The sequence below is a fragment of the Seonamhaeicola sp. NFXS20 genome (assembly GCF_049132085.1).
GTDB lineage: Bacteria > Bacteroidota > Bacteroidia > Flavobacteriales > Flavobacteriaceae > Seonamhaeicola.
This window is the reverse complement of the sequence record NZ_JAFMPU010000003.1, coordinates 86,044-110,002: the sequence shown is the minus strand read 5'-3', so window position 1 is coordinate 110,002 and position 23,959 is coordinate 86,044. Positions and strand designations below refer to the sequence as shown.

Genomic DNA, 23,959 nt, shown 5'->3' with positions numbered 1-23,959 from the left:
TAATAATCTGTAAATTATTTAGTTGCTGCTTTTAGGGTGTACCAATGTCATTTCATCAATTAAATGTGTGGCACCAGCGTATTTATCAATAATAAAAAGAACATAACGTAAATCTACCATAATGTTTCTGCATATTTCGGGGTCGTAGTAAATGTCACTCATGGTACCTTCCCAAACTCTGTCAAAATTTAAACCAATTAAATTACCATGCGCATCAATGGTTGGACTTCCAGAGTTACCGCCGGTGGTATGGTTGGTTCCTAAAAAACAAACAGGGACTTTTCCATTTTTATCTGCGTAAGGGCCGTAATCTTTATTGTTGTAGAGTTCTAGTAATTTTTCTGGGACATCAAATTCATAATCTCCTGGAACATATTTTTCAATAACACCGTCTAAATAGCTAATGGCATTGTAGTAAACAGCATCTCTAGGCGAATAGCCTCTAACTTGCCCGTACGTTACTCTTAGTGTGCCATTAGCATCAGGAAAATAACGCTCGTTTGGTAATACTTTTATTAGCGCTGTCATGTACTCTTTTTGTAAAGCTGAAATAGCAAGGTTTTTTGTTTCATACTCTTTGTTAATAACATTATAAAACGCTTCAATAATGGGTTTTGCGTATTTGTAAGCAGCATCGTTATTAATAGCTGTTATGATTTCCTCTTTTGAGCCTTCAAATAATGCTACTGCGGTTTTTAAATTGGTAAATGCAGTTTTGTTATAAATAGTGGCATCTGCATTTTGGGTGTACATTGGCATAACACTTTCAAAAACACCTTTATCAACAGTAACATCGTAATTTTTATGAATGCCTTTTATGGTATTGATAATGTAGTTTTTTGCTTTGTCTAAAGCGTCAGGATTACTTTTGATGGTTTGCTCAAATTGATAGGTTCTAAAAACCATTTTCATCAATTCATTTGTTACTAAAAATACCTCTATAAAATTTCTTCGCTTAACATCAACATTAGCAAAATCTTTATAAAGTTTATCAAATTCTGGAAGAATATGACTGTATTTATCTTCTAAACCTTGTTCTTTATATGCTTTGATAAATTTAGCCTCAAAAGCTTTTCTTAGACCAATAGCGTTACTTTTTTTAAGACCAGAATTCTGACCAATCCACTTTTTCCAGGCATTAGCTATTCTTGCTTGTTTTGATGCGTATTTAATTCTAATATCATCATTCACTTTCATTTTAGCATCAATTACTTTTAGAGCTGCTTCTCTAATAGCAATGTTGCTTGGGTTAAAGTTTTTTGTAATGTGTTCAATAGCTACCGCAGGCAAATACTCGTCTGTAGTTCCCGGAAACCCAAAAACCATGGTAAAGTCACCTTCTTCTACACCATCTAAAGAAATGGGTAAAAAGTGTTTAGGTTTGTAAGGTACATTGTCTTTACTGTATTTTGCTGGACGATTATTTTTATCGGCATAAATTCTGAATAATGAAAAATCGCCGGTATGTCTCGGGAAAACCCAATTATCGGTGTCGCTTCCAAATTTACCAATACTTGTTGGTGGAGCGCCTACTAATCTAATATCTTCAAAACGTTCTGTTACAAATAAGAAATACTGATTGCCTTTGTAAAACGATTTTACTTTGGTGTCTTGCCATGGTTCTTTTTCAACATTTTTTTGTAGTGAGTTGCTGTTTTTATCAATTAAAGACTGCTTTTCTACCTCGGTCATATCATCAGAAATTCCAGATAAAATCTGAGATGTTACGTCTTCAATTCTTACTATAAACTCAATAAACAGTCCGTTGTTAGGCAATTCTTCTTCTAAACTCATAGCCCAAAACCCGTTTTTTAAATAATCATTTTCTAAAGAAGAATGGGATTGAATTTGAGAAAATCCGCAATGATGATTGGTAAGAACCAGTCCTTTTGGTGAAATAACTTCGCTAGTACAACCGCCATTAAAATGCCCAATGGCATCTTTTAAGCTAGAGTTGTTAACATCATAAATATCTTTAGCTGTGAGTTTGCTGCCTAGAGCTCGCATTTCGGTTTCGTTCATGCCTTCTAAAAGAGAAGGAATCCACATACCACCTTGTTGAGCAGTTACTTGAAAAAATACAAATAGTAAAAGAAATTTAAAGAGTTTCATAATGCGAAGTGTTTAAAGTTACCAAAGATAAAAAAGGGATTAATTAAAACGTAAATTTTTGTTACTTTAATAGAGTCTAATAAAAACAATACTAAACAAGTAGCATATATTTTAAACACCATTAAAGCATGCAAGAACATTTAAAAGTAGCATTATTCCAATCTGATTTGGTTTGGGAAAACCCAGAACAAAACCGAACTAATTTTGCTGAAAAAATAGCGTCTATTTCAGAACAAGTAGACCTTATTATACTACCCGAAATGTTTACAACCGGTTTTACCATGAATGCTAAAAGTGTTGCTGAAACTATGCAAGGTGATACTGTTGTATGGATGAAGCAAATAGCTTCAAAATATAATTCTGCCATTACAGGAAGTGTAATAATTGTTGAAAATGGTAAATTTTATAACAGATTGTTGTTTGTTGAAGCCTCTGGACAAGTTACTGCCTATGATAAAAAACATACTTTCACGTTAGCTAGTGAAAATAAAATATACACAAGCGGTAGTGAAAGAATAATTATAAATTATAAAGGTTGGAACATATGCCCGTTAATTTGTTATGATTTACGCTTTCCGGTTTGGGCTAGAAATACCGTAAATTATGATGTGTTATTGTATGTTGCCAATTGGCCAAAAGCCAGAGTAAACGCTTGGGATGCCTTGTTAAAAGCTAGAGCTATTGAAAACATGAGCTATTGTATTGGTGTTAATAGAGTAGGTGTAGATGGTATTGATATTGAATATAGCGGTCACTCTGCAGTTTATGATGTTTTAGGGAACCCAATAACCTCTGTAAAACCTAGTAAAGAGCAAATTGAAATAGTTACTTTAAAAAAGCAACATATAGAAAAGTACCGAAATGCTCTAAAGTTTTTAAATGATAGAGATGACTTTATGTTTACTTAAAATTAAGGGTTTGAATACTTCCCCAATTGGCTCTTATTTGTTCATTATTATCAAAAATAAAATGGCTTACATGCTCGGGTTGAATTCTCTTTAAGTAATTACCTGTATCATATTTCTTATTACCATTGGCATCATGAATAGCTCTAATGTTGTACTTGCCTGGTGTTAAATTTTGAAAATCTATTTGCCCTTCTTTAGTGGCGTATTGTTCATATTTCACCTCGCCTTTATCATCGGTTAATTGAATAATAAGAGGGTATTTAGCATTCACCAAAGTAAAGCGTGCAAAACCATAGTCAGATTCTTTTTTAGTACTTAAAGCATATGATAAGGTGTCTGTTTGAACGTTGTTAAAAATGTCTGTAAAAGCCTCTGGTAAAATTTTCATGGCATATTTGTTTTCATAATTTTTTTTAAAATTGAAAATGTATGCGTTGTTTAGGGTGTCAAAAGTAGTAGAGAAATCAACATTTGTAGAGTCTTTATCTATAAGAGAAACTTTAGAATCATCAAAAGAAGCAAAAGGTGTACTGCCAATAATTTTAAAAGGCTCGTCAATACCAACAGTTCCTGAAATAGACGATTTTAAAGTTAATGAATCTCGTTTTTGTTCGCTAATTTTGGCTGTAAACTCTTTTTCATAGTTTTTGTTAGAAACTTTAAAAACTAAAGAATCTACTTCTAATCTTGGGGTGTACCAGTAGTACAGGGTGTCTGCTTTTTCGTCTTTTGTAATTCTATAACTAAATTCTTCAGGAACTTCAGAAAGAATATCAATTTTCATATTTGTATAATCGCCTTCAAACCCAAAAGCAATTTTTTCACCAGAAAATAATCTAGGTTTATTAGCTCTAAAATCGGGCGTTTCTTTAAACAATTTTAAAATATAAGATGAATCTGTTGGAACTTCAATAAAATTTTTATGAAACGCAATTTGATCTGTTTTTTGTTGAAATTTATTATCACCATTATTGTCTTTTAACGCCATAAGCATATATTTTCCTGCTTTTACATTTTCAATAGAAAATGTGGTAAGACTATCAAGCGTATTGGTAATGTATTTAGGAGTTTCTTTATAAACAATAGAATCTGAGTATGTAGAATCTACTTCGTAAAGTGCAACGTTAACAAAAGTTTCGGGTTCTTTATTAAAGGCGTCAATAATTTTTCCTGTTACTTTTAAAGAGTCAATATAATCGCCTGTAGAAAACACATACCTATAAAAAGGGTAAGGGTTTCCTTCATTGTTATCAGTAATACTATTGCCAAAGTTAAAAGCATAGGTGGTATTAGGTAATAGTGTGTCAGAAATTTTAATAGTAATAAATTTACTAGCACTACTAAAAGGTTTTATCACTGGTTGGGTTTTCATAGGGGGCGAAATGATGAGCTGTTTCTGTAAATCTTTTATTTTAATGTACTCATCAAAATAAATTTTAATTTCATCTTCGTCAAAATTGGTTGAAAAATTCTCAGGAACCGATTTTACAATTACCGGTGGGGTTTCATCTTTAGGGCCACCTTCGGGTGTACCACGGTTGGCACAGTTTATAAAAGCTACGCTTAAAAAAAGTATTAAAATAAAATTTGAAAGGGTTTTAGTCATTACCAATTTTAAATTTTGCACAAACCTACATAATTTTAGAGATATAACGTGCTACTTAAGGTACTATTGCCATAGTAGCAACACTAATTTTAACGTTTTTTGCCTGTTTTAATGCTGTAGTACAAGCTTCTATAGTGGCTCCGGTGGTTATAATATCATCTACAAGTAAGATGTGTTTGTGTTCAATAAGGTTCATGTTTTTTAAAGTAAAAAGTTCAGTGCTGTCTGTCCATCGTGCAAAACGTCCTTTTTTGGTTTGAGATTTGGTATTTGTTATTTTAACTAAAACATTGTCTATGTATTCTGCATTTAAAGCTAATGCAATTTCTTGTCCAAATTTAGCTACCTGATTGTAGCCTCTTTTGCGTAATTTCTTTTTGTGTAATGGTACAGGAATTACAATATCAATATTTTGATATGCTTTAACCTCCTTTAATTCACCTCCTAACCAACCACCAAGTGTAGTTCCAATATTTTGGTAACCTTTATATTTTAGTCCGTGAATAAGCCTTTGCACAGATTCTTTTTTTTCAAACCTAAAAAGTGCTGTTCCGTTTTCAATCTGCGCACGTCCATACAACACTTTTTTTATAGAGTCATTGCCTTCAAAATGAAAATTAGTAATAGGTAAATTATGTCGGCAATCAATACAAATAGTGTCTTCATTATCGCCTAGTAAATTATGGCATGCGTAACACACTTTTGGAAAAAACAGATTTAATAATGGTTTAAGCATTTGTTAATAGCGGTAAACTTAAACTGAAATATATCAAATTTAACTTAAATTTTAATGCTTATAGTTATTAGTTTCAAGGGGTTTTATATTTTTGCACCTATGGCAAATCAAGACGATAAATTTAAGAAGGTTATTTCGCATGCAAAAGAATACGGTTATGTATTTCAAAGCAGTGAAATATATGACGGTTTAAGCGCAGTGTATGACTATGCGCAAAACGGTGCAGAATTAAAGAAAAACATACGCGACTATTGGTGGAAAGCCATGGTGCAGATGAATGAAAATATAGTTGGTATTGATGCTGCTATTTTTATGCATCCTACCACTTGGAAAGCATCAGGACACGTTGATGCTTTTAACGACCCTTTAATTGATAATAAAGATTCTAAAAAACGTTATAGAGCCGATGTTTTAATTGAAGACTATTGTGCTAAAATTGAAGCGAAAATTGAAAAAGAAGTTAAAAAAGCAGCTAAACGTTTTGGAGATGCTTTTAATAAAGAAGAGTTTCTTTCTACAAACGGACGTGTTTTAGGTTACCAAGAAAAGATAGATTCAATCTTATCTAGAATGGCAAAGTCTTTAGAAAATGAAGATTTAGCCGATGTTAAAGCATTAATTGAAGAGTTAGAAATTGCAGATCCATTAACAGGTTCTAAAAATTGGACAGACGTTAAGCAATTCAACCTCATGTTTGGAACAAAACTAGGTGCTTCTGCTGATAACGCCATGGATTTGTATTTAAGACCAGAAACGGCACAAGGTATTTTTGTAAACTTTTTAAACGTACAAAAAACAAGCCGTTTAAAAATTCCTTTTGGTATTGCTCAAACAGGTAAAGCCTTTAGAAACGAAATTGTTGCAAGACAATTTATTTTTAGAATGCGTGAGTTTGAACAAATGGAAATGCAGTTCTTTATAAAACCAGGAACTCAAAAAGAATGGTATGAACACTGGAAAGAAACCCGACTAAAATGGCATTTAAGTTTAGGAATGGGAGAAGATTTATACCGTTTTCATAATCATGAAAAATTAGCACATTACGCCGATGCTGCTGCCGATATTGAGTTTAAATTTCCATTTGGCTTCAAAGAATTAGAAGGTATTCACTCTAGAACAGATTTTGATTTAAGTCAACATGAAAAATTCTCTGGAAAAAAACTTCAATATTTTGATCCTGAAGAAAATAAAAGTTATGTACCTTATGTTTTAGAAACATCAATAGGTTTAGATAGAATGTTCTTAGCAGTATTTTCAAACTCTTTACAAGAAGAGGAGTTAGAAAACGGAACTACAAGAACGGTTTTAAAATTACCAAGTGTTTTAGCGCCTGTAAAAGCAGCTGTTTTGCCATTAGTTAAAAAAGATGGCTTACCAGATGTTGCACGTAAAATAGTTGAAGACTTAAAATGGGATTTTAACGTAATTTACGATGAAAAAGATGCTGTGGGGCGTCGTTACCGTAGGCAAGATGCTAATGGAACCCCATTCTGTATTACTGTAGATCATGATACTTTACAAGATAATACAGTAACTATTCGTCATAGAGATTCTATGGAGCAAGAACGCGTTAAAATAGATGATTTAAGAGATATCATTAAAAAAGAAGTAGATGTACGTTCTTGGTTAATGAAAATGAAGTAATAAAAAGTACAATGCTGTATTAGTTTCAGTAACTAAAAAACCGAGCAAAATAGCTCGGTTTTTTGTTTTTATTATTATAAAATTTAAATCTTCATTTGTCTATCAATCTGCTGGTCTAAAGAAATAAAAGTTTCCGTTCTAGAAACTCCAGAAATAGTTTGAATTTCATCATTCAACAAGTGCATTAAATGTGCATTGTTTTTACAAATAATTTTAATTAATACATTCCAGTTTCCAGTAGTATAATGGCATTCTAAAACTTCAGGTACTTTTTTAAGCTGTTTTATTGCTTCAGGATTGTGTATAGCCTTATCTAAATAAACGCCAATAAAAGCAACAGTAGTATAGCCTAAAACTCTCGGATTTATTACAAATTTAGAACCTGTAATCAATCCAGATTTTTCAAGTTTGCGTAAACGTTGATGAATAGCAGCTCCAGAAATACCCACATTACGTGCTATTTCTAAAATAGGTGTTCTTGCATCTACCATTAACGCTCGTAATATCTTTTTGTCTATACCATCTATGGTAAGGGTTTTTTCTTTATTTTTCATTTTGTGGTGGTTTCTGTTTAGAAGGCAAATGTAATAATTTGATTTCAAATTAAAACTAAAAATATCAAAATGATTGTGCTGATATATAAAAATAGTTGCAATTAGTTAATTAGCTTTGTAAATAATTAACATAAAATACCCTTATGAAGAAAACCGTATTAGTAACTGCAGCAGTTTTAGGATTTATAGCAATTGTTTTAGGAGCCTTTGGCGCTCATGGTTTAAAAGAATTAATTACACCAGAAGCCCAAAATACTTTTGAAACTGGGGTAAGATATCAAATGTATCATGCTATTCTACTTTTATTTGTTGGTAGTAGTTCTTTATTTTCTGAAAAAACAATGAAAATACTTTACTATTTGGTAGTAGTAGGTATTTTGTTTTTTTCAGGTTCTATTTATGGTTTAGCAACAAATAGTTTAACTTCTTTTAATTTCAAAACTATTGGCTTTATAACACCCATTGGTGGCTTATTATTTATTTTAGCTTGGGGCGTTCTAATTATTAAATTCTTAAAAAGAACCTTAAAAACTGATTAAAAATAAATAATATATCAAAATAAATATATTATTTTTGAGCTTTAAATAAATTTTTAAGCAATTTATGGATAACTACAATCAAATTACGAAAACGATTTCGTTGGAAAGTTATGGTATTAAAAACGCAAAAATAAACTACCAACTTTCATCAGAAAAACTTCATGAAATTACTATTGAAAAAGGTTTAGGAGTTGAAGCTTCGTCTGGAGCTTTAGCTGTTAATACAGGTGAGTTTACCGGACGCTCTCCAAAAGACAGGTTTATTGTTAAAGATGATGTTACCAAAGACCTCATTTGGTGGGGGGGCATTAATATTCCTTTTGATGCTGATAAATTTGATAAACTATACAGTAAAGTAGTTAATTATTTGTCTGGAAAAGAAGTTTTTGTGAGAGATTGTTATGCCTGTGCAGATGATAACTATAAGTTAAGTATTAGAGTTATTAATGAACTTCCGTGGAGCAACCAGTTTGCTTACAACATGTTTTTAAGGCCAACATCTGATGAATTAAGTAATTTTAATCCAGAATGGACGGTTGTTAACGCTCCTGATTTTAAAGCAAATCCAGATGAAGATGGAACGCGCCAACATAATTTTGCAATTTTAGATTTCTCAAAAAAAATTGCTCTTATTGGCGGTACAGGATATACAGGTGAAATAAAAAAAGGTATTTTTTCTGCTTTAAATTTTATTCTTCCAGTTTATAAAAATACTTTACCAATGCACTGTAGTGCTAATGTTGGAAAGGATGACGATACAGCTATTTTCTTTGGTCTTTCAGGAACAGGTAAAACAACCTTATCTACAGACCCAAATAGAAGTTTAATAGGTGATGATGAGCATGGATGGACTAATGAAAATACAGTGTTTAATTTTGAAGGAGGTTGTTATGCAAAGGTTATTAAGCTTTCAAAAGAAAAAGAACCAGAAATTTATAACGCAATTAAAAAAGGTGCCATTCTAGAAAATGTGATTTTAGATGAAAATGGTGTTGTAAATTTTGAAGATACATCAATTACACAAAACACAAGAGTTAGTTATCCAATACATCATATTGAAAATATTCAAATACCCTCTATAGGGAAAAACCCTAAGAATATTTTCTTTTTAACAGCAGATGCCTTTGGGGTAATTCCTCCAATTTCAAAGCTAACACCAAGTCAAGCAGCATATCATTTCATCTCTGGTTACACAGCTAAAGTAGCAGGAACAGAGGCGGGAGTGGTAGAGCCTGTGCCTTCGTTCTCAGCTTGTTTTGGAGCACCTTTCATGCCTTTACATCCGGCTAAATATGCCGAAATGTTAAGTAAAAAAATGATTGAAGCTAATGTAAATGTTTGGCTGGTTAATACGGGGTGGACAGGTGGACCCTATGGCGTAGGTAAGCGTATGGAATTAAAATATACAAGGGCCATGATTAATGCAGTTTTAAACGGTGATTTAGGCTTGTATAATTATGATGATTACCATATCCATTCTGTTTTTGGTGTGGCGCAACCAAGAACATGTCCTGGTGTTCCTACCAGTGTATTAAGTCCTAGAGCTACATGGAATGATGATGAAGCTTATTATACAACAGCTTTTAAATTAACCAATGCGTTTAGAGAAAATTTTAAAAAGTTTGAAGCACATTGTAGTGAGGAAATAAGGCGAGGTGGTCCGCAACGATATGCATTTTAAAAAACGGATATTTACCTTACCAAACTAAAATATCCGGTAGTGTATTTGCCATCGTTATAAACTATTCGGTACCAATAATCATCGTTAGGTAAGGGTATTCCTTTATATGTTCCGTTCCAACCTGTTAACGGGTCATCAAGCTGTTTTAATAATTTTCCATAACGGTTAAAAATATACACGGTTTTAATGCGGTTTATTGGGTTGGGAACTATCCATATATCATTAAATCCATCGCCATTTGGGGTAAAGAAATTTGGCGGTGGATAAACATCTTCTAAGCCTGTTGTAAAGGTCTGTTCAGGGCAATCTTCTGTTTCTCCATAAATATTGTAAGGTGTTATGGTAACATACATAGTTGTGCTCCCGGGTAAATCTCCAGGTATGTTGTATAGGGTTGAGTTTCCTACATCAAATCGATTCAAAACATCAATACCGTCTGTAAGTGTTTCAAGCGTTATAATATAGCCACCTGCATTCGGTACGGTATTCCAAATCAAATCAGTATCAACAGGCACATGTTTTGCATCAGGTTTAGGAGTTGTAATGGTGGTACAACTAGGTCTTAAACTAGTTGCTCCAGTAGAGAAAAAATCTGTATTACAACCTACAGCGTCACCAGCAAGATTATAAGGTGTTATGGTAATATAAATAGAGGAACCATTTGGTAAATCTTTAGTTAAGGTATAGCTAGTTGTGTTGCCTACATCTTCGGCATCTAAAATATCATTGCCACCAAAAGTAGTGCTAATAGTAAGCTTGTAACCAGACGCTGTTATTGCTGGTTGCCATGTTATAAGCGGTCTTATACCAACGTTTATATTACCAGGAATTGGATTTATAAGTGTGCTACATGCTGGTGGTGGAATATCTGGTCCTGTAGTAAAAGTTTGTATAGTGCAATTTAATGCGTCACCATCATTATTATACGGAGTTACCCTTACATAAATATTGGTGTACTCGGGGAGTTTTGTTAAGAATGTATAGTTAGCTGAGTTTCCAACATCAAAAGCATTAAGTATATTATTACCTCCAAAAGTTGTCCCTATTGTTAGTTTGTATCCTGTAGCGTTACTTACTCGTGCCCATGTAAGAGTTGTATTTACAGCAATATTAGTAGAGCCATCAATAGGGTAACTTAAGGCGGTACATAGTGGGGGTGAGATTATTGAGTTATCACTGGGGTAAGAGTTGTTGTGGATTGAAAATGTGTGTTTTGACTTAATAGGTGTGTTGCTATGTGTTTTTGTAGTAAAACAAAAAGAAATTAAAACAACAAAAAAGTACCTACCCAGTAGCATAGTTTGGTTAATTTAAATAATTACGTTTTTTAGTTTATTACTCCAATATTACAATTATTATGGGTTATAACTATAAATAGTTGATATTATCTAAAATAACAATTTTTTTATGAAGAATAAAAAAGCCCGATTTACATAAAATCGGGCTTAGTTTTATAAGGAATAATAAGGTTATTTACCTTTATTAACTTTTTCAATATACTTTTCTAAAGCCATTGTCATTGAAGGTGTTTCGGGTGTAGGAGCAGCAATATCTACACGTAATCCTTTTTCTTTTACGGCTTTTATTGTAGTGTTTCCAAAAACAGCTATACGCGTATCATTTTGTTTAAAGTCTGGGAAATTTTGAAATAATGATTCAATTCCAGAAGGACTAAAAAACACTAATACATCATAATATACATTGGCTAAATCTGATAAGTCACTTACTACTGTTTTGTAAAAAGTAGCTTGTTTCCAATCTACACCTAAAGCATTTAAAGTGTCAGGAACTTCTTGTTTAACTTTATCAGTATTAGGTAATAAGAATTTCTCGTCTTTATACTTCTTAATTAAAGGAGATAACTCAGAAAAAGTACGCTTACCTACATAAATTTTACGTTTCCTGTACACTACATACTTTTGTAAATAGTATGCAACAGCTTCTGATTGGCAGAAGTACTTCATTGAGTCTGGAACAGTAAAGCGCATTTCTTTGGCAACTCTAAAAAAGTGATCTACAGCGTTTCTACTAGTTAAAATAATAGCTGTATATTTTGATAAATCAACTTTTTGTTGTCTTACGTCTTTAGCAGATACACCTTCTACATGAATAAAAGGTCTAAAATCTATTTTTACTTTTTGTTTTTCTTGTAAATCGAAGTAAGGTGAGTTCTCTATTTTAGGTTCCGGTTGAGATACTAAAATTGTTTTCACTTTCATATGCGCAAATTTGGTCTTTAATCTAAGTCATAAACACCTTATATAATATCACATAGGGTGTAATTTCGAGAGCGCAAAGATACAAAATAAAATAGAAAAAATGATGTTTAATTAAACTTTGATGCGTTTTGTAGGATGTAATAAGTCCAATACCATTTACAATTAATAATATAGTAAACATTAGGTAAATTATGGGCAAAGTTAAATTGAAGCTGTATAGTAAAACAGCGTTAATTGGTAGTAATAAAATACCAATATAATTTTTATAACTAATTTTCTGAAAAATGTATTCATCAATTAATTTGTCTATTTCAAAAAGGCTCCCTATAAGCCTTTCTATAAGCACTTTTATTAAAAAAAATGAAGCAATGCCAATGGCAATTTTAAACAATAAATTAACCGAAATTTCTTTGGTTTCAGTAAAATATTGAAATAGAATATATACAAAAACAGAACTTGTAATAATTAGGTTTCCAAATAAAAGGGCATCAAATTTATCTAAGAATTTTTGGTCTTTAGAATAAATTTTCAAGTATTTGTAATTACCTAAAACATACACAAAATCATTAAAACGTTTTGGGTTTGCTAATTTTGCAATAGCCACTATAGCAAGACCTATAACCAATAAAACGGTATATAATTCATTTGATACAATTTCTCTAAGCATGCCATAAAATTATCACAAATTATTAATAAGGGCTTTAAATAATTAAGGAATATTTAAAAAAAATATACTCATATTGCATTACATTTGCCAAATATAAAAGTTCAACTAAGGTATGACAGGAGCCATTGTTATTATTCCTACTTATAATGAGATTGATAATATAGAGGCTATTATAAAGGCAGTATTTTCTCAATCTAAAGAAATCCATATTCTTATTGTTGATGATAACTCACCAGATTTAACAGCTTTAAAAGTAAAAGAGTTACAAACCAACTATAAAAATCGATTATTTTTAGAAGAACGAAAAGAGAAAAGTGGGTTAGGTACAGCATATATTCATGGTTTTAAATGGTGTTTAGAAAAAAAATACCAGTATATTTTTGAAATGGATGCCGATTTTTCTCATAACCCTAATGATTTACAACGTTTATATAATGCTTGTGCTATTGATGGTGCCGATTTATCAATAGGTTCGCGTTACATTACAGGAGTAAATGTAGTTAATTGGCCCATGGGTAGAGTGCTTATGTCTTATTGCGCCTCTAAATATGTGCGGTTTATAACGGGTATGAAAATTAATGATACCACAGCTGGTTATGTATGTTATAGACGAAAAGTTTTAGAAGCTATAAATTTAGATACCATTAAATTTATAGGTTACGCATTTCAAATAGAAATGAAATTTAAAGCCTATTTAAAGGAGTTTAAAATAATTGAAGTTCCAGTAATTTTTACAGATAGAACTAAAGGGGAATCTAAATTAAGTTCAGGAATTATTTCTGAAGCTATTTTTGGAGTAATATCAATGAAATTAAAAAGTCTTTTTAAAAAATAGAGTTTTTAAAGACAGGCAATATTAAAAAAATGAAAAAAACACTTATAAAAAACGCCAACATAGTAAACGAAGGTGTTATTTTTAATGGCGATATATTAATAGAAGGCGAGTATATAAAAAAGATAGGAGAATCACTCACTCCAAAAACGGCCGATGTATTGGTTTTAGATGCAGAGGGTAAATACTTACTACCAGGAGTTATTGATGATCAAGTGCACTTTAGAGAGCCAGGGCTTACCCATAAAGGCAATATAGAAACAGAATCTAAAGCCGCTATTGCAGGAGGTATTACTTCTTTTATAGAGATGCCTAATACCAATCCGCAAACTACAACTATTGAAAAATTAGAAGAAAAATTTGAAATAGCAGCCAAAACATCATCGGCTAATTATTCATTTATGTTTGGTGGTACCAATGATAATTTAGATGAAATTTTAAAGTTAGATGCTAATAAAGTTGCAGGATTAAAATTGTTTTTAGGTTCCTCAACAGGTAATATGCTAGTTGATGATCCAGAAGTTTTAAAGAAAATTTTTGAAAGTACTAACTTAAGAATTTCGGTTCATTGTGAAGATGAAAGTACAATAAAAAAAAATCTTCAAGAGCATATAGAAAAATACGGTGATGATATTCCAATAAGGCAACACCCTAAAATTAGAAGTGAAGAAGCTTGTTATTTATCTTCTTCAAAAGCTATTGAATTAGCTAAACAAACAGGAGCAAGACTGCATGTTTTTCATTTGTCAACAGGAAAAGAAACCGAATTATTTGATAACAGTATTCCTTTAAAAGATAAAAAAATAACAGCAGAGGTGTGTACACATCACCTGTGGTTTTCTGATGAAGATTATGATAAAAAAGGAACCTTTATTAAATGGAATCCTGCGGTAAAAACAGCCCAAGATAGAGAACAACTGTGGAAAGCTTTACTTGATGACAGAATAGATGTTTTAGCAACAGACCATGCTCCACATACTCTAGATGAGAAAAAGAACGTTTATACTAAAGCACCCTCTGGTGGTCCGTTAGTACAACATGCGTTGCCTGCTATGTTAGAAATGTATCATAGAGAAAAGATTTCGTTAGAGAAAATAGTAGAGAAAATGTGCCATAATCCAGCTATTTTATTTGAAATTGACAGGCGTGGGTATATTAAAGAAGGCTATTATGCAGATTTGGTTTTGGTAGATTTAAACAACCCGTGGACGGTAAAAAAAGACAATGTTTTATACAAATGTGGCTGGTCTCCGTTTGAGGGAACAACATTCAAATCAAGAATTTCTCATACCTTTATAAACGGTAACATAGCATATCAAAATGCTAAATTTAGTAAAAACACTTATGCTAAACGCTTAACTTTTAATAGATGAAACTAAAACCATTTTTGCTAGTTTTTATATTAGTTTTTTTCTTAGGTGCCTGCACTGGAGCCCCCAAAAAACCTAAGAATTTAATTTCTAAAGAAATGATGGTTAATATATTAATTGATGCCAAATTAATAACCTCTGCTAATACTATTAGTAGAAGAACTTTGGCAGAAAATGGTGTGTTTCCAGATAGTTATATATTCAATAAATACGGCGTTGATAGTACTCAATTTGCCCAAAGTAATGCCTATTATACTTATAAAGTAAACGATTACGAAGAAATATATACTTTGGTAAAAGATAGTTTAGATAAACTAAAAGCCAAATACAAAGCTTTACAAGAACAGGAACAAAGAGAAAAAAAGATTAAGGATTCACTAAAAGCTATAGAGTTAGAAGCGCTTTCAAAAAAAAGTGATTCATTAAAAACAGTAAAAGATAAAGATTCTTTATTAGTTGAAACACCTATAAAAACTCCCCAAGAAGAAGGCGTTTTAATTAATCCTGTTTCAGAAAAATAGTACCAACATCTTTAATACATTTATCAATAGGCTTAAAACTAAAGTCTAAAGCATTTTTTACCTTGCTGTTATTGTAATGTTTTTTAGTAGCTAAAGACTTAGCTATATGCTTTGTTAGCGTGCGTCTTTTACCTGTTAATTTGGTTTTTAACCAATCTAATTTCCATGCAAATTTCAATAAGAATGCCTTAGCTAGTTTTTTTGGCGGATTAGTATTTACAGATGTAGCTAAGGCTTGTAAAAATTGCTTGTATGTCCAGTTTTCGGCAACTAAAATAAAACGTTCATTTTTAATGTTACTTTTCATGAGCTTTATCATAACAGTAACAACATCATCAATAGATACTAACCCAATAGTTCCAGAGGTGTAATATTTTAATCCTTTTTTTGCTTTTTTAAATAAACTTCCACTACCATAATGCCAAATACCACCTCCTAAAATAAGTCCAGGATTAACAATTACAGCGTTTAACCCTTCTTGGGTAGCGCGCCATACTTCCATTTCGGCACCATATTTTGTAATACCATAAACACTATTGTCTTCTTCTGGGTTCCACACCGTATCTTCTGTTATTGGCTCGTTATTAATAGGAGAACCAAGTGTAGCAATAGAGCTAACATAGCACAGTTTTTTAATGTTAAAAGCACAACATAAATTTACAATGTTAGCGGTTCCTTCAATATTAGTTTTTCTTAAAAAATGGTATTTATCGGGTTCAAACGATACAAATGCAGCACAATGGTATACGTATTCAATATTTTTAAAAGCTACGGACAGAGACGGGATATCTACAATATCAGCTTTTACCCATTCAATTTTATTAAAAACAGGTTTAAAATCTTCAGTATAGCAAGCAAAAACGCTTTTAACGTTTTTTAGTTTTTTTTCATTTCGGTAAATAGCTCTAACCTTTTCACCGTTATTTACTAATTTATATAGTAAATGCGCTCCTACTAAGCCTGTGCCACCTGTTACTAAAATCATGTGGCTAAAATAACGAATATTTTATATAGCTTTAGTTAAAATGCTTCAGAAAGAATACTAATTATAACCTACTAATTGTATGGTATTTTTATATTTGCAGCACAATAAATTATATAAAAGATGAAAATGAATTTTGTTGAAGAATTAACGTGGAGAGGTATGTTGCATGATGCCATGCCAGGAACCGAAGAACATTTAATGTCTGGTATGCAAAGTGCTTATGTTGGTATAGATCCTACCGCCGATTCTTTACATATAGGGCACTTGGTAAGTGTTATGATGTTACGTCATTTTCAGTTAGCAGGTCACAAGCCTTATGCGCTTGTTGGTGGTGCTACCGGTATGATTGGTGATCCTTCAGGAAAATCTGCCGAACGTAATTTGTTAGATGAAAAAACATTACGCCATAACCAAGAAGCTATAAAAAGTCAGTTATCACGTTTTTTAGATTTTGAAAGCAACGAAGCTAACGCCGCCGTATTAGTTAATAACTACGATTGGATGAAAGAGTTTTCGTTTTTAGAATTTATTAGAGACGTTGGTAAACACATTACCGTAAACTATATGATGGCTAAAGATTCTGTTAAAAAACGTTTGTCTTCTGAAGCCAAAGAGGGCATGTCTTTCACAGAGTTTACATACCAATTAGTACAAGGGTATGATTTTCTTCATTTATATAAAGAGAAAAACTGCACCTTACAAATGGGAGGTAGTGACCAATGGGGAAATATTACTACCGGTACAGAACTTATAAGGCGTATTGGTGGTGGTAAAGGGTATGCCTTAACATGCCCACTAATAACAAAAGCCGATGGTACTAAATTTGGTAAAACCGAAGGCGGAAATGTTTGGTTAGATGCTAACAGAACATCGCCATACAAATTCTACCAGTATTGGTTAAATACTAGTGATGAAGATGCCGAAAAGTACATTAAAATATTCACCTTTTTAACTAAAGATGCTATTGAAGCATTGGTTAAAGAACACAATGAAGCGCCGCATTTAAGAGTACTTCAAAAGCGTTTAGCCGAAGAAATAACTACTATGGTACACTCTAAAGAAGATTTAGATAATGCTATAAAGGCTAGTAATATTTTATTTGGAAAATCTACTAGTGAAGATTTAAAAGCATTAAATGAGCAAACTTTTTTAGATGTATTTGATGGCGTACCACAAACCGAAATTTCAAAAAGTGATATTGAAAACGGACTAGGTATGATTGCTGCATTAGCTGAAAAAGGTAGCTTTTTAAAATCTAATGGTGAAGCAAGACGCGCTTTAAAAGAAAACTCAATTTCTGTAAATAAAGAAAAGGTAAAAGAAGATTATAGCATTACTGTGGCAGACTTAATTAACAATAAGTTTGTGTTATTACAACGTGGTAAAAAAAATTACTTCATTTTAAAAGTAGTATAAACATATAAGGCTTGGTTTTAAAACCAAGCCTTATAACTAACCAACCAATTAAAAACTAATCTTTCTTTCTCTTAGCTCTTTAATAGTCGGTTAAAAATTAATAACCTTACACAGGTCTTTATTTTTTATTTATAAAACCATAAGGTTGCATCCGCGAATATCAGAGTGGTCAAACCTACCAATAATTTCAAAAGAGCCATCAGTATTTAAGCGCCCTAAGTCTTGGGTTGCAATAAAAGCACAAGAATTAATGTTGGCAAGGTCTATAATATTTAAGCCACCTGTTTTTCCTGTATTTTGAATGGTTAAAGGGTCTTCGGTATCGCGTGTTAAAATGCGCATCCAATTGGGGCAATTAAAAACGCCATTACCCTTTGAGTAGGCCTGACTTAAAAGTTCTGTCATACCATATTCGCTATGTATGGTATTTACACCAAAACCGTTTTTTAATATGCTGTGAAGTTCATCTCGTATCAACTCTTTTCGTCTACCTTTCATACCGCCAGTTTCCATTATTATGGTGTTTTTTAAATTAAATTTGTAGGTTTCAACTAAATCTAATAGTGCAAAAGAAACGCCAATTAATAATGTTTTTTTTCCTTTAGAATCTAACGTTGTTAATGTGTCTTTTAATTCTGATAGGTTGTTTAAATAAAATCCACTTTCGGGTTGTTTAGATTGTTTTATAAGCGCATTAACCATGTAAATTAAAGACGAGCCTTCGCGCTCTAAATAAGATGGCAATAACGCTAAAACTACATAATCTTTAATGTTACCGTAAAAATGAGAAAATCCTAAATTAAAGCTGTTTTCATAAATTTTTAGGTTAGTTACATGGTGCTTGCTGGTGTTTTCTCCTGTAGTTCCAGAGCTTGTAAATATGGTTTTAACAGTGTCTTTTGAGCTTAAAACAGTGCGCGATTTAAAAAATTGAATAGGTAAAAACGGAATATCACGCAGGGTTTTAACATCACTAGGTGTTTTATATAATAAATCGCAAAAAGACCGATAAACTCTATTGTTTTCAAACTGAAATTTAAAAACTTCAAGTGCTTTTAAAGTAAACTCCTGCTCTGTTTTTATGTTGAAAATGGTGTTTGGGTCAATCATTAATACATCTTTAGTTTTAATACAATTATTTTTAAAACCAGTATAAAGAACAAAAGTATGTAAAATAAAAAAGCGCTGCTATTGCAACGCTTTTTTTAATATAATTTAAGAGTTTATTTAATAACTAATCGTTTAGTTATTGTAGCATTATCTTGAGCTACTTTTAATAAATAAACACCTGTGTTTAAGTTTGAAACATCTAAAGTTTTATTACTTAACGTTTTGTTTATAAGTTGTTTTCCTAATAAATCAAACACTGTAACGCTCATTGCAGAACTGCTTCTGCTGCTAATGTTAATATAACCTAAGTCTGTTGGGTTAGGGTACATTTCAAAGTTGCTAATTTCAAAAGTTTTAGAATCTAATGTGAAGTCAGATAAGCTACGAGCAACAACTTGAGGAGTTCCGTTATATTCACTAACCAAAACAACTATATCGTTACTTCCAGAAGGTATAGTTTCTCCTATATAGTTAACCTCACTAAAATTTGTTCTAAAATTAATGGTACTACCATCAGAAATATCATAATCAGTAAAAGAAGCGAAAGTACTGCCAGCATCAGTAAAAGTTACTCCAGTAATTTTTATTAACTCAGATTCATAATCTTCCCAATCAGTTAATAAAGTTGATATAGTAACTGTTTCTGGAGTAACAGCTGTAGAAGCTACTTTTGTAGCGTCTTGAGATGGGATAAACTGAAGAACACCTAGATATTCAGATGCAGTTCCAACTAAGTTAGAGATGCCATCACCATCAGCGTAAGTTTCAGTAATTGTACCAGAATTATCATCTATTAAAATTCCAGCCGTTCCATCTTGGATGTATTTTTGATTTCTTGAAGATCTAGAATAAGTTACAGTTGGAGTACTTAATAATTCATAAGTGCTTCCAGCACCATTAGCAATAACATCTGCTCTTAATGCGGCTAAATCGGCTACCTGTATAGCTGTAGAAGGAGAATTGTTTATAGCTCCCATTGTAGGAGAAAGCGCTTCATAACTACCATCACTTTGTCTTTGAAGAGATTGAGTATCTTTAGCTCCATTTGCATTTTCGTTATATTGTATAGATTCACCAAAACCCGTTAGAAGTCCACTGTCATCACTGTCATCAGTATCATAAACAAAAGCATCAATTAAATTAGTTAGAGTTATTGCTGTGCCATTAGGGAAATCTGTATCATCTGCCTGATAAACAGCTATAGCATCAGCGCCATTTTGAATTTTGTTACTTGCTCCAATGTCATAATCGCCAGATTCAACTAGGGGAGTATTTGCCAACACGAAAAATCCATTGCTGTCAGTAGAATAACCGTCTAAATCATAAGCAGCATAGCTTAAATCATCACCACCACCATTAAAAAGTACAACAACATAACCATCTAAAGCGGTGTTTGGAGTCCATAATAATTCAATAAACTCGGCAGTGTCGGTGCTAGGTGTATCAGAATCAACTTCGTTAATGACAATCTGCCCAAACGAAGTGCTAGAAATTAATAAAACACTAAATAAAAAGTAAAGTTTTTTCATAATAAAGAATTAATTAAATTAAGTTCTCTAAAATTACTGATAAATTTTAGTTTAAACTAAAAAAACAGCCCTATGAGCTGTTTTTTAACGGTGTAATAACATTACGGTTACTTTATTACTAATTTCCTAGTTTCGCTAATGTCATTTTCGGTAATTTTTAAAATATAAACACCTTTACTTAAGTTAGAAATGTTTAATTGTTTACCAATGAGCCTTGTGGAGTAAATCTTTTTTCCTAAAACATTAAAAAACTCAATGTTTTTAATCAAATTCTTTTTTGAAGTAACATAAATAAAGGTTTTACCACTATTAACTGGGTTGGGGTAAATAGATAAACCTTCTATATTTTCTTGAATAGAATTGCCTGTTGCAAAGCTTTGAGCCTCACTATTTAGAGAGGTAAAAAACAATGCAAAAAAGAAAAATAAAGTTAAATAGTAGCTTTTTTTCATAGGCTTTCTTCAGTCGAAATAAAATTACTAATTATTAACAATAGTTATACCAAAAAAATGTTAAAGATTTGAGTGATTGGTCGAAACGTTAATTTTTAGTAACATGTTTGTTACCTTAACGTTATTAATTTTGCAATTTTAAGTATATTGTACATTAAGTTTTATATTTACCTTTTACAAACTTTAATTTACAAATGAAGAAAAAGGATATTAAAATATTATTAGTTGATGATGAGCCCGATATTTTAGAAATTATAGGGTATAACTTAACAAGTGAAGGTTATCAAGTAATAACTGCTGAAAATGGACATGAAGGTGTTAAGAAGGCAAAAAAAGAGCATCCGCAACTAATTATTTTAGATGTTATGATGCCTGAAATGGACGGAATTGAGGCTTGTGAACTTATTAGAAAAAGTCCTGATTTAAAAAATACCATTATTACTTTTTTAACTGCTAGAGGTGAAGATTACTCTCAAGTAGCAGGTTTTGATGCTGGTGCAGATGATTATATTACCAAACCTATTAAGCCCAAAGTACTTGTTAGTAAAGTAAAAGCACTTTTAAGACGCTATAAAGAAGAAGATGTAGCCGATACGGTTAAAATAGGAAGCTTGGTTATTAATAGAGATGAGTACAAAGTAACATCTAAAGGAAAAGAGATAATTTTACCAAGAAAAGAATTTGAATTGCTATCTTTATTGGCATCAAAGCCAGGGAAGGTTTTTAAGCGCGATGAGATTCTTGATACCGTTTGGGGGAATGAAGTAGTAGTTGGGGGTAGAACCATTGATGTTCATATTCGTAAGCTTCGTGAAAAATTAGGAGACGATAGCTTTAAAACTATAAAAGGCGTTGGGTACAAGTTTGTTGATTAATACCAAATGCAGACAAAATTTAAAAAATCGTATAAGTTTGCAATAAGAACAGCCTTATATATAACCATATATATTACGCTCTTAACAAGTATTTATTTATACTATTTCTTTGAGTTAAAATGGTACCATCCATTTATTCTAGCTGCTATTATTTACCTGTTTTCTTTTGTAATTATTCAGTTTAGATTAGAACGCTTTATTTATAAAAGAGTTAAGAAAATTTATGATGATTTAACACTTTTAGAATCGGCAAGTTTAAGCAAAGGGGCTATTACTACAGATATGAGAACCCTAACTCAAGAAATTGATAAGTATGCCAGAGATAAAAAGTTGCAAATAGAAACTCTTAAAGTTAGAGAGCAATACCGAAAAGAATTTTTAGGCAATGTTTCGCATGAATTAAAAACGCCATTATTTACTATTCAAGGTTATATTTTAACTTTACTTGATGGTGCTATGGAAGATGTAAAACTTAGAAAAAAATACTTAATAAGAGCTAGTAAAGGTATAGAAAGATTAGGTTACATTATTAAAGATTTAGATATGATTACCAAGTTAGAAGTTGGTGATTTAAGTTTAAATACAGAGGTTTTTGATATTGTAGAATTGGTTGAAAGTGTTTTTGATATGTTTGAAATGAAAGCAAGCAAAAAGAAAATAACGTTAACCTTTGATATGGATTATAACAATCCGGTAATGGTAAAAGCAGATAAAGAGCGCATTCAGCAAGTACTGGCAAACTTAATAGTAAACTCTTTAAAGTACGGAAGGGAAAAAGGAACTACCGAGGTTAGCATAGAAAACCTTATTAAAAATAAAGTAATTGTTAGGGTTACAGATAATGGTGAAGGTATAGAGCAAGAACATTTATCGAGGTTATTTGAGCGTTTTTACAGAGTAGATAAAAGTGGTTCTAGAAAAGAAGGTGGTTCTGGTTTAGGGCTTTCAATTGTAAAGCATATTATTGAAGCTCATAATGAAAAAATTTATGTAGAAAGTGAATATGGTGTAGGTAGTGAGTTTTCATTCACGCTTGAAAAGGCTGAATAAGTCTTTAAAATTAACCTCAAAATCAAAAGCTTTTAAGCCTTTAAAATTAGTTACTTCTTCAATTTTATCAATAGTAAAATCTTCTTGTTTACAACTTGGTACAAGATTAAGTTTTGTTAAACGTTTAGCTAAATATTCTTGTTCAAATTGTCCTGGTGTTGGTATAAAAAAAGCTTTTTTATTCAGTTTTGCTAAATCCATTACAGTAGTATAACCAGACCTAGAAATAACAAGTTCACTCTCGTTAATTGTTTTTTCTAATAATTTAGATGTCATAAAATTATATATGGTCATATTAGCCTTAACTTGTATGGTTTGTTCTTTTTCCATAATTCCTTTAACAAACACTACTTTTTCAGGATAATTTTTTAATTCTAAAAGTAACTTTTCTTCAAGTAATGTACGTTGCGGTTCAGGACCCGAAATTAAAACCAAAATTTTGTTAGTGGGCTTTATAGATTGTTTTTTAAATCTACTAAGGGGACCAATGTATTTAGTAGGTATGTCAAACGTATTTTTATGTCCAAGTTTTCCGCTTAGGTTAATATCGCTTTCAGTATCAGGAACCCAACAAACATTAAATTTTTTTATAAACTTTTCATGCATTTTGGTGCTTAACCAGGTGGTACTTCCGCTTAATACGTTAAGCTGATGCGTTATAAAAACCGATGGCACTTTTTTACTATAAACACCCAATCTATTATCAGAAATAATTCCAGCAATATTCTGCATCTCAACAATTTCCTTTATAGCTTTTTTTTCAGCCTTAACAGCCTGTAGTAATTTGGGGGAGTCTTTAATTAACTTCAATTTAAAGTTTTTTCCTTTTTTTGCATATGTTACATTGTATGCTGGTAATGTTATAGAAGAAAGGGTAGGGAATTCTTTTTGTAAAAGAGTTAAGGCAACTCCATCGCTAGCAATTACAGGTTCAAAACCATTGTCTTTTAAGGCATTTATAATGGGTATGCATCTGGTGGCGTGTCCTAATCCCCAATTTAAAGGTGCAACTAAAATGCGTTGTTTATTCTGCTTCACACAAGTGTTTTCGGTTAAAAAAATATGAAAATGCTAAAATAAAGATATAAATACTCTTATATATTTCCTTAATTTTACCAAATAATTACAAATAATAAGAAATCGTTAAAATTAA

General features: G+C 31.6%; 22 protein-coding genes. 10 read left to right on the top strand and 12 right to left on the bottom strand.

What is annotated here, in order from left to right; all coding sequences use genetic code 11:
• Positions 1 to 18: 18 nt before the first annotated feature.
• The gene (locus tag J1D01_RS06685; protein WP_421150270.1) at positions 19 to 2,112 is read right to left on the bottom strand and encodes a S46 family peptidase; all 2,094 of its coding nucleotides are present in this window, start codon (positions 2,110 to 2,112) and stop codon (positions 19 to 21) included.
• 128 nt (positions 2,113 to 2,240) lie between these two features.
• Between J1D01_RS06685 and J1D01_RS06680 the strand changes: the two genes are divergently transcribed.
• Positions 2,241 to 3,020 (top strand): amidohydrolase, encoded by a 780-nt coding sequence (locus J1D01_RS06680; protein WP_421150269.1) that lies wholly within the window; start codon positions 2,241 to 2,243, stop codon positions 3,018 to 3,020.
• On the opposite strand, the gene J1D01_RS06675 is transcribed toward J1D01_RS06680, so the two are convergent.
• Positions 3,013 to 4,626, bottom strand: a complete 1,614-nt coding sequence (locus tag J1D01_RS06675; protein WP_421150268.1) for an Ig-like domain-containing protein — start codon at positions 4,624 to 4,626, stop codon at positions 3,013 to 3,015. The two genes, J1D01_RS06680 and J1D01_RS06675, sit on opposite strands and share 8 nt — an antisense overlap.
• Before the next feature lie 55 nt (positions 4,627 to 4,681).
• Complete coding sequence (locus J1D01_RS06670; protein ID WP_421150267.1) at positions 4,682 to 5,362, bottom strand: ComF family protein; 681 nt, start codon at positions 5,360 to 5,362, stop codon at positions 4,682 to 4,684.
• A 99-nt stretch (positions 5,363 to 5,461) separates the two neighbouring features.
• On the opposite strand from J1D01_RS06670, the gene J1D01_RS06665 reads away from it, so the two are divergent.
• Complete coding sequence (locus J1D01_RS06665; protein ID WP_421150266.1) at positions 5,462 to 7,006, top strand: glycine--tRNA ligase; 1,545 nt, start codon at positions 5,462 to 5,464, stop codon at positions 7,004 to 7,006.
• A gap of 83 nt (positions 7,007 to 7,089) precedes the next feature.
• Here the strand turns inward: J1D01_RS06665 and J1D01_RS06660 are convergent, their stop codons facing one another.
• The gene (locus J1D01_RS06660) at positions 7,090 to 7,560 is read right to left on the bottom strand and encodes an Lrp/AsnC family transcriptional regulator (protein ID WP_076698394.1); all 471 of its coding nucleotides are present in this window, start codon (positions 7,558 to 7,560) and stop codon (positions 7,090 to 7,092) included.
• 143 nt (positions 7,561 to 7,703) lie between these two features.
• On the opposite strand from J1D01_RS06660, the gene J1D01_RS06655 reads away from it, so the two are divergent.
• On the top strand, positions 7,704 to 8,099 hold the full coding sequence (locus J1D01_RS06655) for a DUF423 domain-containing protein (protein WP_421150265.1): 396 nt from the start codon (positions 7,704 to 7,706) through the stop codon (positions 8,097 to 8,099).
• Positions 8,100 to 8,163: 64 nt separating this feature from the next.
• Positions 8,164 to 9,780, top strand: a complete 1,617-nt coding sequence (gene pckA, locus J1D01_RS06650; RefSeq protein ID WP_421150264.1) for a phosphoenolpyruvate carboxykinase (ATP) — start codon at positions 8,164 to 8,166, stop codon at positions 9,778 to 9,780.
• 11 nt (positions 9,781 to 9,791) lie between these two features.
• On the opposite strand, the gene J1D01_RS06645 is transcribed toward pckA, so the two are convergent.
• The 3 genes from J1D01_RS06645 to J1D01_RS06635 form a co-directional block, all read right to left on the bottom strand.
• Positions 9,792 to 11,078, bottom strand: coding sequence for a T9SS type B sorting domain-containing protein (locus J1D01_RS06645; protein ID WP_421150263.1), 1,287 nt, complete (start codon positions 11,076 to 11,078; stop codon positions 9,792 to 9,794).
• 171 nt (positions 11,079 to 11,249) lie between these two features.
• Entirely contained in the window at positions 11,250 to 11,999 is a 750-nt protein-coding gene (locus tag J1D01_RS06640; protein ID WP_372936895.1) for a uroporphyrinogen-III synthase, read from the bottom strand.
• Between the two features lie 22 nt (positions 12,000 to 12,021).
• The gene (locus J1D01_RS06635; protein WP_421150262.1) at positions 12,022 to 12,666 is read right to left on the bottom strand and encodes a DUF4271 domain-containing protein; all 645 of its coding nucleotides are present in this window, start codon (positions 12,664 to 12,666) and stop codon (positions 12,022 to 12,024) included.
• A gap of 112 nt (positions 12,667 to 12,778) precedes the next feature.
• Here J1D01_RS06635 and J1D01_RS06630 point away from each other — a divergent pair, with 112 nt between their 5' ends.
• The 3 genes from J1D01_RS06630 to J1D01_RS06620 are packed head-to-tail and all read left to right on the top strand — an operon-like array spanning position 12,779 to position 15,389.
• Positions 12,779 to 13,501, top strand: a complete 723-nt coding sequence (locus J1D01_RS06630; protein ID WP_421150261.1) for a polyprenol monophosphomannose synthase — start codon at positions 12,779 to 12,781, stop codon at positions 13,499 to 13,501.
• A gap of 29 nt (positions 13,502 to 13,530) precedes the next feature.
• A complete protein-coding gene (locus J1D01_RS06625; protein WP_372936898.1) occupies positions 13,531 to 14,871 on the top strand; it encodes a dihydroorotase in 1,341 nt (446 codons plus the stop codon).
• A complete protein-coding gene (locus tag J1D01_RS06620) occupies positions 14,868 to 15,389 on the top strand; it encodes a DUF4296 domain-containing protein (RefSeq protein WP_421150260.1) in 522 nt (173 codons plus the stop codon). Before J1D01_RS06625 ends, J1D01_RS06620 begins: the two co-directional genes overlap by 4 nt.
• Here the strand turns inward: J1D01_RS06620 and J1D01_RS06615 are convergent.
• Complete coding sequence (locus tag J1D01_RS06615; RefSeq protein ID WP_421150259.1) at positions 15,367 to 16,374, bottom strand: NAD-dependent epimerase/dehydratase family protein; 1,008 nt, start codon at positions 16,372 to 16,374, stop codon at positions 15,367 to 15,369. The genes J1D01_RS06620 and J1D01_RS06615 overlap by 23 nt on opposite strands.
• A 120-nt stretch (positions 16,375 to 16,494) precedes the next feature.
• Here J1D01_RS06615 and tyrS point away from each other — a divergent pair, with 120 nt between their 5' ends.
• Positions 16,495 to 17,790 (top strand): tyrosine--tRNA ligase, encoded by a 1,296-nt coding sequence (gene tyrS / locus J1D01_RS06610; protein WP_421150258.1) that lies wholly within the window; start codon positions 16,495 to 16,497, stop codon positions 17,788 to 17,790.
• Positions 17,791 to 17,919: 129 nt separating this feature from the next.
• Here tyrS and J1D01_RS06605 read toward each other — a convergent pair whose 3' ends face one another.
• The 3 genes from J1D01_RS06605 to J1D01_RS06595 form a co-directional block, all read right to left on the bottom strand.
• Complete coding sequence (locus tag J1D01_RS06605) at positions 17,920 to 18,900, bottom strand: acyl transferase (protein WP_421150257.1); 981 nt, start codon at positions 18,898 to 18,900, stop codon at positions 17,920 to 17,922.
• A gap of 113 nt (positions 18,901 to 19,013) precedes the next feature.
• Positions 19,014 to 20,429, bottom strand: a complete 1,416-nt coding sequence (locus J1D01_RS06600) for a T9SS type A sorting domain-containing protein (protein WP_421150256.1) — start codon at positions 20,427 to 20,429, stop codon at positions 19,014 to 19,016.
• A 107-nt stretch (positions 20,430 to 20,536) separates the two neighbouring features.
• Positions 20,537 to 20,881, bottom strand: a complete 345-nt coding sequence (locus J1D01_RS06595; protein ID WP_421150255.1) for a T9SS type A sorting domain-containing protein — start codon at positions 20,879 to 20,881, stop codon at positions 20,537 to 20,539.
• Between the two features lie 194 nt (positions 20,882 to 21,075).
• On the opposite strand from J1D01_RS06595, the gene J1D01_RS06590 reads away from it, so the two are divergent.
• The gene (locus J1D01_RS06590) at positions 21,076 to 21,756 is read left to right on the top strand and encodes a response regulator transcription factor (protein WP_372938342.1); all 681 of its coding nucleotides are present in this window, start codon (positions 21,076 to 21,078) and stop codon (positions 21,754 to 21,756) included.
• 6 nt (positions 21,757 to 21,762) lie between these two features.
• The gene (locus tag J1D01_RS06585) at positions 21,763 to 22,806 is read left to right on the top strand and encodes a sensor histidine kinase (protein ID WP_421150254.1); all 1,044 of its coding nucleotides are present in this window, start codon (positions 21,763 to 21,765) and stop codon (positions 22,804 to 22,806) included.
• Here the strand turns inward: J1D01_RS06585 and J1D01_RS06580 are convergent.
• Complete coding sequence (locus J1D01_RS06580; protein WP_372937914.1) at positions 22,780 to 23,844, bottom strand: glycosyltransferase; 1,065 nt, start codon at positions 23,842 to 23,844, stop codon at positions 22,780 to 22,782. The two genes, J1D01_RS06585 and J1D01_RS06580, sit on opposite strands and share 27 nt — an antisense overlap.
• Between the last annotated feature and the right edge of the window lie 115 nt (positions 23,845 to 23,959).

Coding starts and splice junctions, on each gene's coding strand:
- J1D01_RS06590 (WP_372938342.1), top strand. CDS start 21,076: ATGAAGAAAAAGGATATTAAAATATTATTAGTTGATGATGAGCCCGAT.
- J1D01_RS06645 (WP_421150263.1), bottom strand. CDS start 11,078: ATGCTACTGGGTAGGTACTTTTTTGTTGTTTTAATTTCTTTTTGTTTT.
- J1D01_RS06670 (WP_421150267.1), bottom strand. CDS start 5,362: ATGCTTAAACCATTATTAAATCTGTTTTTTCCAAAAGTGTGTTACGCA.
- J1D01_RS06600 (WP_421150256.1), bottom strand. CDS start 20,429: ATGAAAAAACTTTACTTTTTATTTAGTGTTTTATTAATTTCTAGCACT.
- J1D01_RS06615 (WP_421150259.1), bottom strand. CDS start 16,374: ATGATTTTAGTAACAGGTGGCACAGGCTTAGTAGGAGCGCATTTACTA.
- tyrS (WP_421150258.1), top strand. CDS start 16,495: ATGAAAATGAATTTTGTTGAAGAATTAACGTGGAGAGGTATGTTGCAT.
- J1D01_RS06595 (WP_421150255.1), bottom strand. CDS start 20,881: ATGAAAAAAAGCTACTATTTAACTTTATTTTTCTTTTTTGCATTGTTT.
- J1D01_RS06680 (WP_421150269.1), top strand. CDS start 2,241: ATGCAAGAACATTTAAAAGTAGCATTATTCCAATCTGATTTGGTTTGG.
- J1D01_RS06665 (WP_421150266.1), top strand. CDS start 5,462: ATGGCAAATCAAGACGATAAATTTAAGAAGGTTATTTCGCATGCAAAA.
- J1D01_RS06675 (WP_421150268.1), bottom strand. CDS start 4,626: ATGACTAAAACCCTTTCAAATTTTATTTTAATACTTTTTTTAAGCGTA.
- J1D01_RS06620 (WP_421150260.1), top strand. CDS start 14,868: ATGAAACTAAAACCATTTTTGCTAGTTTTTATATTAGTTTTTTTCTTA.
- J1D01_RS06660 (WP_076698394.1), bottom strand. CDS start 7,560: ATGAAAAATAAAGAAAAAACCCTTACCATAGATGGTATAGACAAAAAG.
- J1D01_RS06630 (WP_421150261.1), top strand. CDS start 12,779: ATGACAGGAGCCATTGTTATTATTCCTACTTATAATGAGATTGATAAT.
- J1D01_RS06625 (WP_372936898.1), top strand. CDS start 13,531: ATGAAAAAAACACTTATAAAAAACGCCAACATAGTAAACGAAGGTGTT.
- J1D01_RS06605 (WP_421150257.1), bottom strand. CDS start 18,900: ATGATTGACCCAAACACCATTTTCAACATAAAAACAGAGCAGGAGTTT.
- J1D01_RS06640 (WP_372936895.1), bottom strand. CDS start 11,999: ATGAAAGTGAAAACAATTTTAGTATCTCAACCGGAACCTAAAATAGAG.
- J1D01_RS06635 (WP_421150262.1), bottom strand. CDS start 12,666: ATGCTTAGAGAAATTGTATCAAATGAATTATATACCGTTTTATTGGTT.
- pckA (WP_421150264.1), top strand. CDS start 8,164: ATGGATAACTACAATCAAATTACGAAAACGATTTCGTTGGAAAGTTAT.
- J1D01_RS06685 (WP_421150270.1), bottom strand. CDS start 2,112: ATGAAACTCTTTAAATTTCTTTTACTATTTGTATTTTTTCAAGTAACT.
- J1D01_RS06655 (WP_421150265.1), top strand. CDS start 7,704: ATGAAGAAAACCGTATTAGTAACTGCAGCAGTTTTAGGATTTATAGCA.
- J1D01_RS06585 (WP_421150254.1), top strand. CDS start 21,763: ATGCAGACAAAATTTAAAAAATCGTATAAGTTTGCAATAAGAACAGCC.